Annotated in this window: 13 protein-coding genes; 7 read left to right on the forward strand and 6 right to left on the reverse strand. The window is 71.9% G+C overall.

Annotated features, from left to right (window positions below; translation table 11 throughout):
• Positions 1-43 precede the first annotated feature (43 nt).
• Both ACFWV2_RS20875 and ACFWV2_RS20880 read left to right on the forward strand, forming a co-directional pair.
• Positions 44-685: a hypothetical protein gene (locus tag ACFWV2_RS20875; protein ID WP_384406466.1), complete on the forward strand. Its 642-nt coding sequence runs from the start codon at positions 44-46 to the stop codon at positions 683-685.
• 32 nt (positions 686-717) lie between these two features.
• On the forward strand, positions 718-1224 hold the full coding sequence (locus ACFWV2_RS20880; protein ID WP_384406467.1) for a DUF1269 domain-containing protein: 507 nt from the start codon (positions 718-720) through the stop codon (positions 1222-1224).
• An 81-nt stretch (positions 1225-1305) separates the two neighbouring features.
• Here the strand turns inward: ACFWV2_RS20880 and ACFWV2_RS20885 are convergent, their stop codons facing one another.
• Positions 1306-2568 carry an arginine deiminase gene (locus tag ACFWV2_RS20885; protein WP_384406468.1) on the reverse strand — a complete coding sequence of 421 codons (1263 nt, stop codon included), beginning with the start codon at positions 2566-2568 and terminating at the stop codon, positions 1306-1308.
• Between the two features lie 52 nt (positions 2569-2620).
• Complete coding sequence (locus tag ACFWV2_RS20890; RefSeq protein WP_384406469.1) at positions 2621-4078, reverse strand: basic amino acid/polyamine antiporter; 1458 nt, start codon at positions 4076-4078, stop codon at positions 2621-2623.
• 382 nt (positions 4079-4460) lie between these two features.
• On the opposite strand from ACFWV2_RS20890, the gene ACFWV2_RS20895 reads away from it, so the two are divergent.
• Together ACFWV2_RS20895 and ACFWV2_RS20900 are read left to right on the forward strand one after the other, a co-directional pair.
• Positions 4461-5873, forward strand: coding sequence for a family 2B encapsulin nanocompartment shell protein (locus ACFWV2_RS20895; RefSeq protein WP_384406470.1), 1413 nt, complete (start codon positions 4461-4463; stop codon positions 5871-5873).
• Positions 5874-6569: 696 nt separating this feature from the next.
• Positions 6570-7712 carry a trypsin-like serine protease gene (locus ACFWV2_RS20900; RefSeq protein ID WP_384406471.1) on the forward strand — a complete coding sequence of 381 codons (1143 nt, stop codon included), beginning with the start codon at positions 6570-6572 and terminating at the stop codon, positions 7710-7712.
• A gap of 88 nt (positions 7713-7800) precedes the next feature.
• On the opposite strand, the gene ACFWV2_RS20905 is transcribed toward ACFWV2_RS20900, so the two are convergent.
• Together ACFWV2_RS20905 and ACFWV2_RS20910 are read right to left on the reverse strand one after the other, a co-directional pair.
• Positions 7801-8346, reverse strand: coding sequence for a hypothetical protein (locus ACFWV2_RS20905; RefSeq protein ID WP_384406472.1), 546 nt, complete (start codon positions 8344-8346; stop codon positions 7801-7803).
• A gap of 49 nt (positions 8347-8395) precedes the next feature.
• Positions 8396-9100, reverse strand: a complete 705-nt coding sequence (locus ACFWV2_RS20910) for a nucleotidyltransferase family protein (RefSeq protein ID WP_384406473.1) — start codon at positions 9098-9100, stop codon at positions 8396-8398.
• 161 nt (positions 9101-9261) lie between these two features.
• Between ACFWV2_RS20910 and ACFWV2_RS20915 the strand changes: the two genes are divergently transcribed.
• The 3 genes from ACFWV2_RS20915 to ACFWV2_RS20925 all read left to right on the forward strand — a co-directional run bounded on the left by ACFWV2_RS20915 (position 9262) and on the right by ACFWV2_RS20925 (position 10432).
• On the forward strand, positions 9262-9396 hold the full coding sequence (locus ACFWV2_RS20915) for a hypothetical protein (protein ID WP_384406474.1): 135 nt from the start codon (positions 9262-9264) through the stop codon (positions 9394-9396).
• A 149-nt stretch (positions 9397-9545) separates the two neighbouring features.
• Positions 9546-9881: a DUF3040 domain-containing protein gene (locus tag ACFWV2_RS20920; protein WP_384406475.1), complete on the forward strand. Its 336-nt coding sequence runs from the start codon at positions 9546-9548 to the stop codon at positions 9879-9881.
• Between the two features lie 122 nt (positions 9882-10003).
• Entirely contained in the window at positions 10004-10432 is a 429-nt protein-coding gene (locus ACFWV2_RS20925) for an STAS domain-containing protein (protein WP_384406476.1), read from the forward strand.
• 82 nt (positions 10433-10514) lie between these two features.
• Here ACFWV2_RS20925 and katG read toward each other — a convergent pair whose 3' ends face one another.
• Complete coding sequence (katG, locus tag ACFWV2_RS20930) at positions 10515-12704, reverse strand: catalase/peroxidase HPI (protein ID WP_384406477.1); 2190 nt, start codon at positions 12702-12704, stop codon at positions 10515-10517.
• Between the two features lie 272 nt (positions 12705-12976).
• On the reverse strand, positions 12977-14539 hold the full coding sequence (locus ACFWV2_RS20935) for a mucoidy inhibitor MuiA family protein (RefSeq protein WP_384406478.1): 1563 nt from the start codon (positions 14537-14539) through the stop codon (positions 12977-12979).
• Between the last annotated feature and the right edge of the window lie 9 nt (positions 14540-14548).

Here is a 14548-nt window from a genome sequence, read left to right on the forward strand (position 1 = left end):
CCACCTCCAGAGCACGACCCCACCAGAGAAGAGGACGCATCCTGTGAACCCCTCAACGGCGCGGGCGGACCGGTCGGTGCGCGCCCGCGCGGCGAGCGCGGCCGTCGCCGTCGTCGTCGCCGGCCTCGGCGCGACCGGCCTGGTCGCCTGCGACACCGGGAACGACGACACCGGCACTCCCACGTTCAGCGAACGTCCCTCGGCCCCCGACACGGCCCGGTTCTCGGGGGAGGCGCCGTCCGCCGGCGCCTCGGAGGCGGCGGAGGCGGTCGAGTCGGCGCGCGCGTCCGCCTCCTCCGCGGCGGCCTCGGCGTCCGAGCGTGAGGCGTCGCGCAAGGCGTCCATCGGGACCGAGATCGAGCGTTCGCGCCAGGAGGCCGAGGACGCCCTCGAAGACGTGCAGGGCCGGGGCAACGCCGTGGGCGACGTCGGCATGACGGGCAAGCCGCGGTCCGAGACCGGTGGTCGTCTCGCCGTCGTCCTGAACATCACCAACAAGACGGACGAGGAAGCCTCCTACGCCGTCCAGGTCGACTTCCTCGACCCGTCGGGCAAGGTCGTCGAGACGCAGTTCGTCGGCGTCGAGGACCTCGAACCCGGCGGCCGCGAGCAACCGGTGGTCATCAGCCGGCAGCCCGCCGAGCCGGTCCTGACCCCGAAGCTCGTCAAGGCACAGCGGTACTGACAGAAGCGGTACCGACACAGGAGGAGAGTCCCATGTCCGAACTGATCGTCCTCGGTTACGACGATCGCGCCGTCGCGAACCGGGCCTTCGCCGCGGTCCAGGAGCTCGAGGACAGCGATGTCGTCGAGCTGAAGGGCCTCGCGGTCGTCTCCGTGGACGCGGACGGCGAGACCCATGTGGACACCCCGGCCAAGAGAGAGGGCAGGACAGCCCTCTCGGCCACCGCCGGCGCCCTGTGGGGCATGGTCCTCGGCATGCTGATCCTCACCCCGGGGATCGGCGTCGTGGGCGCCGCCGTCGGAGGGATCATCGGCAAGCTGAACCAGATGGGCGTCGACAACGCGTTCCGCGAGAAGGTCAGGTCGCTGCTCGAACCCGGGTCGGCCGCCGTCGTGATCATGGCGTCGAGGATCACCGAGGACGCGTTCGCCGCCGCCATGGAGGAGTTCGGCGGAACCGTCCTCAAGACCTCGCTGCCGGAACAGAGCGAACGGGAACTCGCCGCACAACTGGCCGGACCGGACGCGAGCGACGGCTGACCCGGCCCCCCGGCGCCGACCCGGAGAACCGGCCACCCCCCTGGGGCGGCCGGTTCTCCGTGTCCCCGGACGGGACGACCGTCAGAACGCGACCGCGTCGCGGACGAGCGGGCAGGTCATGCAGTGACCGCCGCCGCGCCCCCGGCCGAGCTCGGCGCCGACGATGGTGATGACCTCGACGCCCGCCTTCCGCAGCAGCGTGTTGGTCTGGGTGTTCCGGTCGTACGTGAAGACGACGCCGGGTTCGAGGGCGACCGCGTTGTTGCCGCTGTCCCACTGCTGCCGCTCGGAGGCGTACACGTCGCCGCCGGTCTCGATCACCCGGAGCCCGGACAGGCCGAGGCCCTTGGCGACCACGTCCACGAAGGGGGTGCTGCCCTCGTCGGTGATGTCGACCCCGGGTGCCTTGTCGCCGGGGCGCAGCGAGAAGGTGTGGACCGCGTCCATGATCTTCGGGTAGAGGGTGACGATGTCGCGGTCCGCGAAGGTGAAGACGGTGTCCAGATGCATCGCGGAGCGCAGCTTCGGCATCCCGGCGACGATGACGTGCTCGGCGGCGCCGTTCCTGAACAGGGAGGCCGCGACCTGGGTGATGGCCTGGCGCGAGGTGCGCTCGCTCATGCCCATGAGGACGACGCCGTTGCCGACGGGCATGATGTCGCCGCCCTCGAAGGTGGCCTGGCCCCAGTCCTCCTCGGGGTCGCCCCACCAGACGGTGGCGTCCCTGTAGTCGGGGTGGAAGGAGTAGACCGCCTTCATGAGGAGGGTCTCGCCGTGCCGTGCGGGCCAGTACAGCGGGTTCAGCGTCACCCCGCCGTACAGCCAGCAGGTGGTGTCCCGGGTGTAGAGCGTGTTCGGCAGCGGCGGCATCAGGTACTCGCGCGCCCCGGTGGCCTCCCGGGCCAGGGAGACGTACCCGGACCGGAACGCGTCGGGAAGGTCGGCCGTCGACAGGCCGCCGATGAGGTACTCGGCCAGATCGCGCGGTGCGAGGGAGTCGAGGAAGGCGCGGGTGTCGTCGATGAGGCCGAGTCCGACCTCGTTGGCGGTGATCTTCCGGTCGAGGAGCCAGGTCCGCGCCTCGGGGATCGCCATGGTCTCGGTGAGCAGGTTGTGCAGCTCGACGACCTCCACGCCCCGCTGGGTCAGCTTGTTGACGAAGTCGGCGTGGTCGCGCTGCGCGTTCTCCACCCACATCACGTCGTCGAAGAGCAGGTCGTCCGAGTTGGTCGGGGTCAGCCGGCGGTGGGGGAGCCCCGGCGAGCAGACGAGGACCTTGCGGAGCCGTCCGACCTCGGAGTGCACGCCGAGCGCGGGCCCGGAGGAAGCGTCGTTGCTGGTCATGCGGGACCTTTCGATACGGGGGACGGGTGACGTGTCGGAGGAGGCGGTGGGCTCAGAGGCTGATCCAGCCGGTCGCGAGGGCCAGGACCCCCAGGACGGCGCCGGCGACGGAGACGGCCAGGATCACCGGCTCCCGCCCGGAGAAGAGCTGTCTGCCCTGCTCGCGCCTGGCCTTGACGAACAGGAGGGTCGCGGGCGCGTAGATGATGAAGGACACCAGGACGAACTTGGGCCCGGCCGCGTACAGCAGGAACGCCGTGTACACCGTGGCGAGGACGCCCACGACCAGCTCCCGTCGGGTGCTCCGGCCGGCCACCTGCTCCTGGGCGGGCCGCAGGGCGATCTTCACCGCGAAGGCGGCGGCCAGCAGGAACGGAATCAGGCTGAGCGAGCTCGTCAGGTCGAGGGCGAAGTTGAAGGCGTCGTCGGAGAAGGCGGTGACGACCAGGACGACCTGGCTCAGGGCCGTGGTCATCAGCAGGGCGGGGACGGGGACGTCGTCGCCGCTGGAGCGTCCCAGGAAGCGCGGCATGTCCTCGTCCTTGGCGGCCACGAACAGCACCTCGGCGGCCATGAGGGTCCAGGCGAGGTAGGCGCCGAGGACGGAGACGATGAGGCCGACACTGACGAAGACCTGGCCCCAGGTGCCGACCGCGGCTTCCAGGACGCCCGCCATGGAGGGCTGGCGCAGCTCGGCGATCTCGCTCATCGGCAGGATGCCGTACGACACGATGGTCACCGAGGCGAAGACGGCGAAGACGCTGAGGAAGCCCAGGATCGTGGCACGGCCCACGTCCTCGCGGCGCTTGGCGTGCCGTGAGTACACGCTGGCGCCCTCGACGCCGAGGAAGACGAAGACGGTGGCGAGCATGGTGCCGCGGACCTGGTTGAACAGCGAGCCCGCGTAGTCCTCGCCGCCGAAGTTGTCGGCGAAGACGGACGGCTCGAAGAAGAACAGGGCCAGGATGACGAAGACGATGATCGGCACGACCTTGGCCACGGTCACGATCCGGTTGATCGCCGCGGCTTCCTTCACCCCTCGCCGGATGAGCAGGAAGAACGCCCACAGTCCGGCCGAGGACAGGACGATGGCGAGGGTGGTGTCACCGTCCCCGAGCGCCGGCGCGATCGCACCGATCGTCGACATGATGAGCACCCAGTACGTCACGTTGCCGACACAGGCGCTCGCCCAGTAGCCGAAGGCCGAGAAGAAGCCCAGGTACTCGCCGAAGCCGGCCTTCGCGTACGCGTAGACACCGGCGTCGAGGTCCGGGCGGCGCACGGCCAGCGTCTGGAAGACGAACGCGAGCATCAGCATGCCGCAGCCGGCGACGGCCCAGGCGATCAGCGCGCCCGCGACACCGGTCTCCTGCGCGAACCTCCGCGGCAGCGAGAACACGCCGGCTCCCACCATGGACCCGACGACCATCGCGGTGAGCGTGACGAGCGTCAGCTTGGCGGTCGGCGGGGAACCGGTGTGGGCGCCCGTACTCGTATCGGGGTTCGACATGACCTGCCTCTCGATCCACAAGCTCGATAAGAGTAATTTGTCGCAATTGTGTCCTGCGTGCCTCTCCTGGGTCCGGCTGAACAGGCGCCCCGGCGCGAAAAGTTCGACGCCCCCCGCCACGCGCACCAGGGGCTCTCGGCCGACCCGTGCGAAAACGGTCGTTCGCCCGCTTAAACCTCGCACGGAGCAAGATCGCCGTTTCGGGGTAATGCCCTCCGTCCGACCGGGCGTGCCGGGATCACCGGCCGTTACTGTTCCCCGGGATCTGGACGGGTTCCCGGAGGTTCACCCCAGCCCGTCCTCTTCCTCCCCCTTTCTCCTCTTCCCGGCCGACGTGCGCGTGCGCCGGCCGTCACCCCCCTCCGAAGGAGAGCCCGCCCCCATGACCGTCGACACCAGCCCGGATGCCCAGCTCGACCCGCCCGAGCGGTCCAGCCTCAGCACCGCAGCCGCCCGGAACCTCGCCACCACGACCAAGTCCGCCCCGCAGATGCAGGAGATCAGCTCCCGCTGGCTGCTGCGGATGCTTCCGTGGGTGGAGACCAAGGGCGGCGCCTACCGGGTCAACCGTCGGCTGAGCTACACGGTCGGCGACGGTCGCATCGAGTTCGTCCAGGACGGTGCCCACGTCCGGGTGATCCCCCGTGAACTCGGCGAACTCGCCCTGCTGCGCGGCTTCGAGGACGAGGAGGTGCTGAGCGTGCTCGCCCGCCGGTGCGAGCAGCGCGACTTCGACGCCGGCGAGGTACTGGTCGTGCGCGGTGCCCCCGCCGAGCAGATCCACCTGATCGCTCACGGCCGGATCAACCAGACCTCCGTCGGCAAGTACGGTGACGAAGTGGCCGTTGCCGTCCTCGCCGACGGCGACCACTTCGGTGAGAGCGCCCTCCTGGACGCCGACGCCCGCTGGGACTGCACCGCCACCGCCGAGACCTCCGGCACGCTCCTCACCCTCTCCCGTGCCGAGTTCGCCTCCGTACTGTCCTCCGCACCGGCCCTCCAGGCCCACATCGAGGAGTTCAGCTCGCTGCCCCTCCAGCGGCAGAACCGTCACGGCGAGGCCGAGATCGCCATGTCGTCCGGTCACACCGGCGAGGTCGAACTGCCGGGCGCCTTCGTCGACTACGAGCTCAACCCGCGCGAGTACGAACTCTCCGTCGCGCAGACCGTGCTGCGGGTCCACACGAGGGTCGCCGACCTCTACAACGGGCCGATGAACCAGACCGAGGAGCAGCTCAGGCTCACCATCGAGGCGTTGCGCGAGCGCCAAGAGCACGAGCTGATCAACAACCGGGAGTTCGGCCTGCTCCACAACGCCGACTTCAAGCAGCGGATCCAGACCCACTCCGGCCCGCCCACCCCGGACGACCTCGACGAGCTCCTCTGCCGCCGTCGCGGCACCAGGCTCTTCCTCGCCCATCCGAGGACCATCGCCGCGATCGGCCGCGAGTGGAACGCCCACGGGCTCTACCCGGACACCGTCGAACTCGACGGGCACCGGGTCCTGGGCTGGCGCGGGGTCCCGATCCTGCCCTGCGACAAGATCCCCGTCAGCAAGGAGAACACCAGCTCGATCCTCGCCATGCGCCTCGGCGAGGACAACCAGGGTGTCATCGGACTGCGCCAGACCGGACTGCCGGAGGAGTACGAGCCGGGCCTCTCGGTGCGCTTCATGGGCATCGGCGAGCAGGCGATCATGTCGTACCTCGTCACCACGTACTACTCCGCCGCCATCCTCGTGCCCAACGCGCTCGGCGTCCTGGAGAACGTCCAGATCGCCCGTAGGCGCGACTAGAACGCCCCCCACCCACGCTTCGTCGCGGCCCGGGCCCCCGGGCCGCGACGGACCGTGCCCGGGGACCGGACACCTCAACCCTCACCAAGGAGCCACGGATGCCCGAACCCGGGTCTTCCCCTCTGCAGTCGAGTCTGGCCGCCGCCGCCGCCCACTTCGGGGCGCACGTCCTCGGCCGGGCGGCCACGCCCATCGGGGCCGCCGCCCCGCCCAGGCCCGGCCCGGCATGGATCCCGCACGGCCCCACCGGGCTCGGCACGACGGGTCTGTCGCTCGCCCCGCGCGCGGCGGCCCCGGAGCCCGCGGCCACCCGGGCACCGGCAGAGGGCCGTCCCGTCCCGGGGCTCTACTTCCACCCCGTGGCGGAACCGGACCCGGTACGCGTGGACGAGGTCAGCCGCCGGATCAAGGCCTGGGCCCAGGGCGAGGTGCAGCTCTTCCCCGACGACTGGGAGGGCGAGTTCGACGGGTTCTCCGTCGGGCGCTACATGGTCGCCTGCCACCCGGACGCCCCGCCCGACCCTCCGGGAACGAGGACGTCGTACGGGACGGTCATCGTGGGGGCCGCAGCGGATCGCCCTCCCGTCCCCTGGATCTGTCCATGGTATGGACCTGACAAGTGTGGGCCGCTAACGTACTCGCCGTATCCGCCTGAGAGCGCTCTCAACGTCCTCTTTCCCCCACCAGGAGGCTCCTGTGAGACGTACATCCACCCTGCGCGCCACCGTCGCCGCCCTCATGCTCACCGTCGGACTCGGCGCCGCCCACACCGTCCCCGCGAGCGCGGAACCCCCCGGCGCCACGCCCACCGCCTCGGCCGGACTCCTCGACGCCATGCGCCGCGACCTCGGACTCACGGACCAGCAGGCCGCCGAACGGCTGAAGGCCGAACGGGACGCCGCGCGCGTGGAGGCCGAAGCGCGACGGGCGGCGGGTGAATCGTTCGGCGGCGCCTGGTTCGACGCACGCAGCGGACGGCTCGTCGTCGGCCTCACCGACCGTGGCGAGGAGGCGCAGGTCCGGGCGCTCGGCGCCGACACCCGGCTGGTCCGGCACAGCGCCGGCGCACTCGACCGGGTCAAGGCCCGGCTCGACACCCGCGCCGCCCCGGCCGGGGTCGCCGGCTGGCACGTCGACCCGCGGTCCAACAGTGTCGTCGTCACCGTCGTCCGCGCCGACCGGGACCTGCCCGCCGTGCGCGCCTTCGTCGAGGGGGCCCGCGCCACCGGCCCGGTCACCGTCGCCGAGACGGCGGCCGCACCCCGTACGTACGCCGCGGGAACCGTCGGCGGCGACCCCTACTACACCGGCAACGTCCGCTGTTCCATCGGGTTCTCCGTGCACGGCGGCTTCGTCACCGCCGGGCACTGCGGCCGGGCCGGGGCGGCCGTCCGCGGCTGGGACGGCTCCGCGATGGGCACGTTCCAGGGCTCCTCGTTCCCCGGCGACGACTACGCGTACGTGAGCATCCACAGCGGCTGGTGGACGGTCCCGGTGGTGCTCGGCTGGGGGACGGTCCCGGACCGGCTCGTCCGCGGCTCGGCCGAGGCGCCCGTGGGGGCGTCCGTGTGCCGCTCGGGCTCCACGACCCGCTGGCACTGCGGCACCGTCCTGGCCAAGAACCAGACGGTCAACTACAGCCAGGGTGCGGTGCACCAGATGACGAAGACCAGCGTGTGCGCCGAGGGCGGTGACTCCGGCGGTGCGTTCATCAGCGGGGACCAGGCCCAGGGTGTCACCTCCGGAGGCTGGGGCAACTGCTCCACCGGCGGCGAGACCTGGTTCCAGCCCGTCAACGAGATCCTCGGCCGCTACGGCCTGACGCTCCACACGGCCTGACCCCCACGCGGTAGCCCCGCTTGCCCCGGTCGGTGGTCGAGAACACGCGACCACCGACCGGGGCGCGGGCCCGAGGGCCGCGTGGACGTCACCGGGGCCTCTCGTCCTCCTTGCCGGTCATCCGCTCCCACAGCCCCGGGCGGGTGCCATGGGCCTGGGGCGAAGGCTCCCCACGGTCCTCGCGCGGCGGCGCCTCCGCCTGGCGGTGGTCCGTGTCCGGGTCGTACGTACCGTGGTCGTCGCGCGGGGGCGCAGCCGACCGGCGGTAGTCGGAGTCCGGGTCGTACGTACCGCGGTCCTCGCGCGGCGCCTGCGCCCTGCGGTAGTCCGTGTCCGGGTCATGCGCACCCCGGTCCGCTCGGGGCGGGGCCCCCGCCCGGCGGTATTCCGCACGCGACTCGCGGGCCCGCGCACGCCGTCGCCGTGCCATGCCCGCGAAGATCATGGCCAGGGCGAGGCAGAAGACCAGCGTCACACCGACGCCGGCGAGGAAGGCGCCCAGGGTGTCGACCGTGCCGACGGTACGGTCGAGGACCGTGGCCTCGTACTCCGGACCCCCGGAGGTGTTGTCCGCGATGAGCAGCCCGGTGAAGACGCCTGCGGCGACGAGCAGCAGAAGGCCGATGAGAAGCATGACGGCTCCTCCTTTCCACGCGCTGGGCGACTGCCCGCAGACCGGGGGCTCACTCGCCCGGCCCGGTCCCCTCCGCTTCGGCGCTCGGCCGGATCACGTCGAGGAGCTCGAGGAGGTAGAGGAAGGCGGCCGCCATCGGCCTGTCCCCGGTCTCCTCGCGTACGCGGTCCCAGTCGACCCGCTCGCGCACGCCCCGCGCGACCGGTAGGAGCTTGCCGTAGTCGCAGTGGTGCTCGGACAGGGCGGCCAGGCGCCCCACCATGAGGTCGGTCGGGTCGATGACCGGCATGTGCACCGAGTCCACGGGAAGCGTCCACGCCCGTTCGAGCAGCTCGGTCGTCACCGGACGGCCCGCGAGGGAGAAGATCAGGTCGATGTGCTCCCCGCCCCTGCGGGCCTTGACGAGCCAGTCCTCCGGCGGGTCGACGATCTCGATGCCGTGCTCGCGCAGCAGGGCGGTGACGGTGTCGGCGTCCTCGCGCCGCACGGCGAAGTCCGTGTCGTGCTGCAACCGCACCGGAATCCCGTAGGCGTAGGCCGCGACGCTCCCGACCAGGGCGAACGGACAGTCCGACGCCTTGAGGACGCCGGCGATCTCCTTGGTGACTTCGAGGATGGCCTGCGTGTGGTCCAGCGGAAGGTCCTGTTCCGGCGGACCGCCCGTGGCGCGTGCCGCGACGCCCGCGATCCGCGCGGGAATCGGATCACCCGGGGCCACGCGGGAGTCCGCGGTGCGGCCTTCGGCAAGGTTCATGGAGCTTCCTCCTCACTGGCGCCGCCGCTGCTCGTCGCGGGGCGAGAACATGCGGCTACCCCGAACGCCGGGGAGAACGCGTCCGGGCACGGTCCGGCTCCTCCGGAGCCCAGCACCGCCCGCTCGACGGCGCCCCGCGTCACCGGACGGCCGAACACTCCGTGCTCACCGAGACGTTCGACCACGGCGGCCGCCGCGACCCCTCGGCGAACCGGCTCGACCACGCGCTCTCCCCGCCAGTCCGCGAAGAGCCGCGGGTCGTCGGCTCGTGGCCGTCCGGGACCACGGTGACCTGAACCGGATCAGCAACCGGGAACTGCTGCCGCCCGGCCCCGGCAGGCGGTGACGGACGTACCTCGGCGGGATCCCACCCCACGGGGTTGAGCCGGGCCCGTCTGGGCAGCGGCAGATCAGGACGCCGGTCGTACGGCGGGAGGTGCCTGTGATGGACGAGGCCCGGCTCTCGGAACGGGAGCGACGCATCCTGGCGGAGATCGAGCAGCAGCTAGAACAGGACCGGCCGCTCGCCCGCAGGCTGCACACCAAGCGTCGGGGGCCCCCGCGCGCCGTCGGCGCCGGGCGCGGACGACCGGCGGTCCTCGCCCTCGGAGCCCTCGGCGCCCTGACCCTGGCCCTGCTGGTCCTGGCCGTCGCCACCGAGGCCCCCCTCCTGATCTGGGCCTTCGCCGCCGCCTGGGTCCTGACCCTGGTCACTCTGATGCGCCTGGTGGTCCGTTGGTCCAGGCGCAGGACGTCGACCCCCGGAGCACCGGAGAGGTGAGGCGCACCACGCTTCCATGAGTACGAGGCATCCGGGCCGGGTAGCCGCGCAGCCGCCGCCCCCGGCGGGGAGGCCCGCGGCACCGAGGGGACACCAGCGACGGGAAGGAGGCCGGCGATCCCATGCAGGGTGACAACCGTGCGGAGACAGAGGTCGGAACGGAACGCGTCGGAAAGCCCCACAGCGCCGCCGACGACGAGCGGGTGGAGCCCGTCGCCGTCCTCGTCCGGCCCCGCGGCCCCTCCGGGACGGTGGTACTCGCCGTCCGCGGGGAGCTCGACTACGAGACGGCCGCGCCCCTGCGCGCCGCCCTGGAGGAGTACACCGGCCCCGACCGCCTCGTCGTCGACTGCTCAGGACTGCGGTTCTGCGACTCGACCGGGCTCAACCTGCTGCTCAAGGCACGGTTGAGGATGCAGCGCGGCGGGGGGCGCCTGGACCTCGCGGCCCTGCGCGCTCCCGTGGCCCGCATGCTCGAGATCACGGGAGCGCGGACCGTCTTCCGCGTGTACGGGGACACGGACGAGGCACTGGCGGACATGCCGTCCTGAGGGGGAGGGCGGGGCGCCGGTACGGGAGCGCCCGCAGGCACCCCCGTACCCCTGGACCCGCTCCTCGGCCCCGGCGCCGGGGTCAGGACAGGTCGAACCGGTCGAGGTTCATCACCTTGTTCCACGCCGCCACGAAGTCCCGTACGAACTTCTCGCCCGCGTCCTGGGACGCGTAGACCTCCGCGATCGCCCGGAGCTGGGAGTGCGAGCCGAAGACGAGGTCGACGGCGGTGGCGGTCCACCGGACCGCACCCGTCGCACGGTCCCGGCCTTCGAAGACGTTCTCGGTCTCGGTCGACGCCTTCCACTCCGTGCCCATGTCCAGCAGGTTCACGAAGAAGTCGGTGGTCAACGCGCCGGGCCGGTCGGTGAACACCCCGTGCCGGACTCCCCGGAACCCGGCGTCCATGGCCCGCATGCCGCCGATCAGCACCGTCATCTCGGGAGCGGTCAGGGTGAGCAGGTTGGCCCGGTCGAGCAGCAGGGTCTCCGGCGACAGCTTCTCCCCCGCCGGGAGGTAGTTGCGGAACCCGTCCGCCTTCGGTTCGAGCACGGCGAACGTCTCGGTGTCGGTCTGCTCCTGCGAGGCGTCCGTACGCCCGGGGGAGAAGGGGACGGTGATGTCGTACCCGGCGTTCCGCGCGGCCTGCTCGACGGCCGCGCAGCCGCCGAGCACGATCAGATCGGCGAGCGACACCCGTACGCCGTCCGACCGGGAGGCGTCGAACTCCTGCCGGATCTGATCGAGGGCCTGCACCGTCCCGGCCACCTCGGGGAGGTCGTTCACCTCCCAGTCCCGCTGCGGCGCGAGCCGGATCCGTGCCCCGTTGGCACCGCCGCGCTTGTCGGTGCCGCGGAAGCTCGCCGCCGACGCCCACGCGGTGGTGACCAGGTGGGAGAGCGTCGGTACCGACGTGAGGATCCTGCCCTTGAGGTCGGCGACGTCCGCGTCCGTGACGAGCGCGTGGTCGACCGCGGGCACCGGGTCCTGCCACAGCTGCGGCTCGGGGACCCACGGGCCGAGATAGCGCGAGACGGGCCCCATGTCGCGGTGCAGCAGCTTGTACCAGGCCTTGGCGAAGGCCTCCGCCAGCCGGTCCGGGTTCTCGTGGAAACCCTTGGCGATCGGACCGTAGACCGGATCCAGCTTCAGCGCGAGGTCCGTCGTCAGCATCATGGGCGCGTGCCGCTTCGCCGGATCATGGGCGTCGGGCACCGTGTTCCGGGCGGAGGGATCGGTGGGCGTCCACTGCTTCGCGCCCGCCGGACTCCTCGTCAGCTCCCAGTCGTAGCGGAACAGGTTGTCCAGGTAGCCGTTGTCCCACTTCGTCGGCTCGGAGGTCCACGCGCCCTCGAGGCCGCTGGTGAGCGCGTCGCCGCCGATGCCGCTGCCGCACGTGTTCCGCCAGCCGATGCCCTGCTGCTCGATGGGGGCGGCCTCCGGCTCCGGACCGATGCACTCCGGATCGACCGCTCCGTGGCACTTGCCGAACGTGTGGCCGCCGATGATGAGAGCGGCCGTCTCCTCGTCGTTCATCGCCATGCGCCCGAACGTCTCGCGAATGTCCCGGGCGGCCGCGATCGGATCCGGATTGCCGTTGGGGCCTTCCGGATTGACGTAGATCAGCCCCATCTGCACGGAGCCGAAAGGACCGGTGAGTTCCCGGTCACCGCTGTACCGCTCATCTCCCAGCCAGGTGTCCTCCGGCCCCCAGAAAACCTCCTCGGGCTCCCAGATGTCCTCCCGGCCGAATCCGAAACCGAACGTCTTGAACCCCATGGATTCCATGGCGCAGTTACCGGCGAAGACCAGCAGATCGGCCCAGGAGATCTTCCGGCCGTATTTCTGCTTGACGGGCCAGAGCAGTCGGCGGGCCTTGTCGAGGCTCGCGTTGTCCGGCCAGCTGTTCAGCGGAGCGAAACGCTGGGCGCCGTCACCGCCGCCGCCCCGGCCGTCCTCGATGCGGTACGTCCCCGCCGCGTGCCAGCTCATCCGGATGAAGAGCGGCCCGTAGTGACCGTAGTCGGCGGGCCACCAGTCCTGCGAGGCCGTCATCACCTCGAACACGTCCCGCTTCAGGGCGTCGACGTCCAGAGTCGCGAATTCCCTCGCGTAGTCGAAGTCCTCGTCCATGGGATCGGACTGGGGCGAATTCTGATGGAGTACCTGGAGGTCCAGCTGATTCGGCCACCAGTCACGATTCGTCCTGGGGCGGGTCGGCGCGGGGGCCGGGGAGGGGATTGCCGGGTTCTCGCTTTCGCTGCCGGACACGTCCGTCCTTCTTCCTGTCGCGGTGTTTCCGTCTGCCGGCCGCCTGCTTGACGTCGTCCGCTTCGTCGGGTCAAGACTGCGACGTGGCGTTCGTATGGTCGCGCACCGCACACCGCCCCGCGGAGAGAACACGCAGGGCACCACCGCGTAACAGACGGCCGAATTCCGGAGGCCGGGGAGAACCGGCACGCGCCGAGGCCGTGAGACCGCTGGACCGCCCGCCCGCCCGCCCGGTCCCCCGCCCCGCACCCGGGGCGGGGGACCGGGCGGGCTCAGAGCCCGGCGACCTTGGCGCTCGCCGACAGCTCGTAGACCAGGGTGACCGTCCGGCGGCCGCCCGGCGGAAGGGCGACGTCCCAGCGGGCGATGCCCTCGGCGTCGACCGCGTCGGGCGCGGGCGAGCACGCCTCCTCGCGCAGGCGCACCTCCACGGCCGAGACCTCGGACACCGGGACGCGCTCCCGCAGGACGACCACCCGCTCACCGCGCTCCCCGGGCGCGGAGAACCGCGACAGGTGCAGCCGGACCGTGCGGGTCACCACGGTCCGCTGGGTGATTCCGGCGGTGTCGCGCGACTCCTCGGTCTCGCGCACCACCCGGTGGTCGTCGCGGCTGCCGAAGGCCAGCTCGACCGGGGCACCGGGGGTGGTGAACTCCAACGCGCCGCGACCGCTGAAGCCACTGCCGCGGACGAGGTCCACAGGCCCGGCGAGCAGCACGTGCCCGGACAGGTTGTCGAACCGCACCACCTCGGTGACCAGCGGCGACAGCTCGGGCGAGCAGGAGTACTCGCGGCGCGCGGCCGTGGTGAAGGCGGACAGCGGCACCCGGTGGGCACGGCCGTCCGAGGGCACCGACACCGGCGCGGGGGAGTGCAGCACGCGCGCCTCGCCCCCGTCGTCGACCCCCGGCAGGCCGAGCACCGGAGCCGGTCCCAGGTCCCCGATCTCCTCCTCGCGCAGCTCGACGTCGACCGTGCGGCGCTCCGCGGCCGTGCGGTCCTTGAGCGCCAGCCGGTCCTCCGTAAGACGGGGCGGATCGGTCGCCAGCGCCGAACGGGCCGTCGACAGCGTCAGCCGGGCGTCGGACCAGTCCTCGCCGGTGTGCTGCCAGACCACCGCCTCGGTCTCGAGCGTCAGCGCGTCCCCGTCGAGCACGGCCCGGTAGGCGGGCCGCCACAGCGCGCACGGCGTGAGATGGCTCAGACGCAGTTCGACCGGCCCGGCGACCGGGGCGTCCACGGTCAGCTCGATGTGGGCGACCAGTTCCGCGGGCTCCTCCTCCGTCATCTCCACGGCCTGTCGGACCTCACGGAGTTCGGCGGCGAGCGCGGACAGCCGGGCGGCCACTGCACGCAGCCGCTCGCCGCAGGTGTCACGCTCGGCGTCCACCCGGTCCAGTTCGCGGGCCCAGCGAGGGCTCTCGGTCTCCCCGGAACCGGCGCCCTCGCCGATCTCCCGCAGCACATCGGCGGCGAGGCGGCCGAGGAGGTCCAGGCGTGCCTGCAGCCGCTCGCGCCGCCGCTCGAGGTCGAGCCGCTCCTCGTCCAGGGCGTGGGCGCGGTGGCGCAGCGCGGACTCGTCGTCGGCCGGCGGCCGGGGACCCCGGGGCGTCCAGTCCCGGACGACGCGGACGTCGAGCACGGTGGCCGGGTCGGCGGCGAGCAACTCCGCATGGAGGGTACGGTCGACGGCCAGCGCGCTGACCGGGCCGAGGCGCAGCCGCTGCACCCCGGGCTCCAGGTCGAGTGCGAGGGCGCGTTCGACGTGGGCCCGGTCCTCCAGGAGGGTGACGGCGGTGACGGGGACGGCGATCGTCTTCGAGACCGTGGACATGGGGGCGTC

The organism is Streptomyces sp. NPDC058671, assembly GCF_042716475.1.
Taxonomy (GTDB): domain Bacteria; phylum Actinomycetota; class Actinomycetes; order Streptomycetales; family Streptomycetaceae; genus Streptomyces.

Coding starts and splice junctions, on each gene's coding strand:
- ACFWV2_RS20880 (WP_384406467.1), top strand. CDS start 718: ATGTCCGAACTGATCGTCCTCGGTTACGACGATCGCGCCGTCGCGAAC.
- ACFWV2_RS20885 (WP_384406468.1), bottom strand. CDS start 2,568: ATGACCAGCAACGACGCTTCCTCCGGGCCCGCGCTCGGCGTGCACTCC.
- ACFWV2_RS20890 (WP_384406469.1), bottom strand. CDS start 4,078: ATGTCGAACCCCGATACGAGTACGGGCGCCCACACCGGTTCCCCGCCG.
- ACFWV2_RS20895 (WP_384406470.1), top strand. CDS start 4,461: ATGACCGTCGACACCAGCCCGGATGCCCAGCTCGACCCGCCCGAGCGG.
- ACFWV2_RS20905 (WP_384406472.1), bottom strand. CDS start 8,346: ATGCTTCTCATCGGCCTTCTGCTGCTCGTCGCCGCAGGCGTCTTCACC.
- ACFWV2_RS20910 (WP_384406473.1), bottom strand. CDS start 9,100: ATGAACCTTGCCGAAGGCCGCACCGCGGACTCCCGCGTGGCCCCGGGT.
- ACFWV2_RS20920 (WP_384406475.1), top strand. CDS start 9,546: ATGGACGAGGCCCGGCTCTCGGAACGGGAGCGACGCATCCTGGCGGAG.
- ACFWV2_RS20925 (WP_384406476.1), top strand. CDS start 10,004: ATGCAGGGTGACAACCGTGCGGAGACAGAGGTCGGAACGGAACGCGTC.
- ACFWV2_RS20935 (WP_384406478.1), bottom strand. CDS start 14,539: ATGTCCACGGTCTCGAAGACGATCGCCGTCCCCGTCACCGCCGTCACC.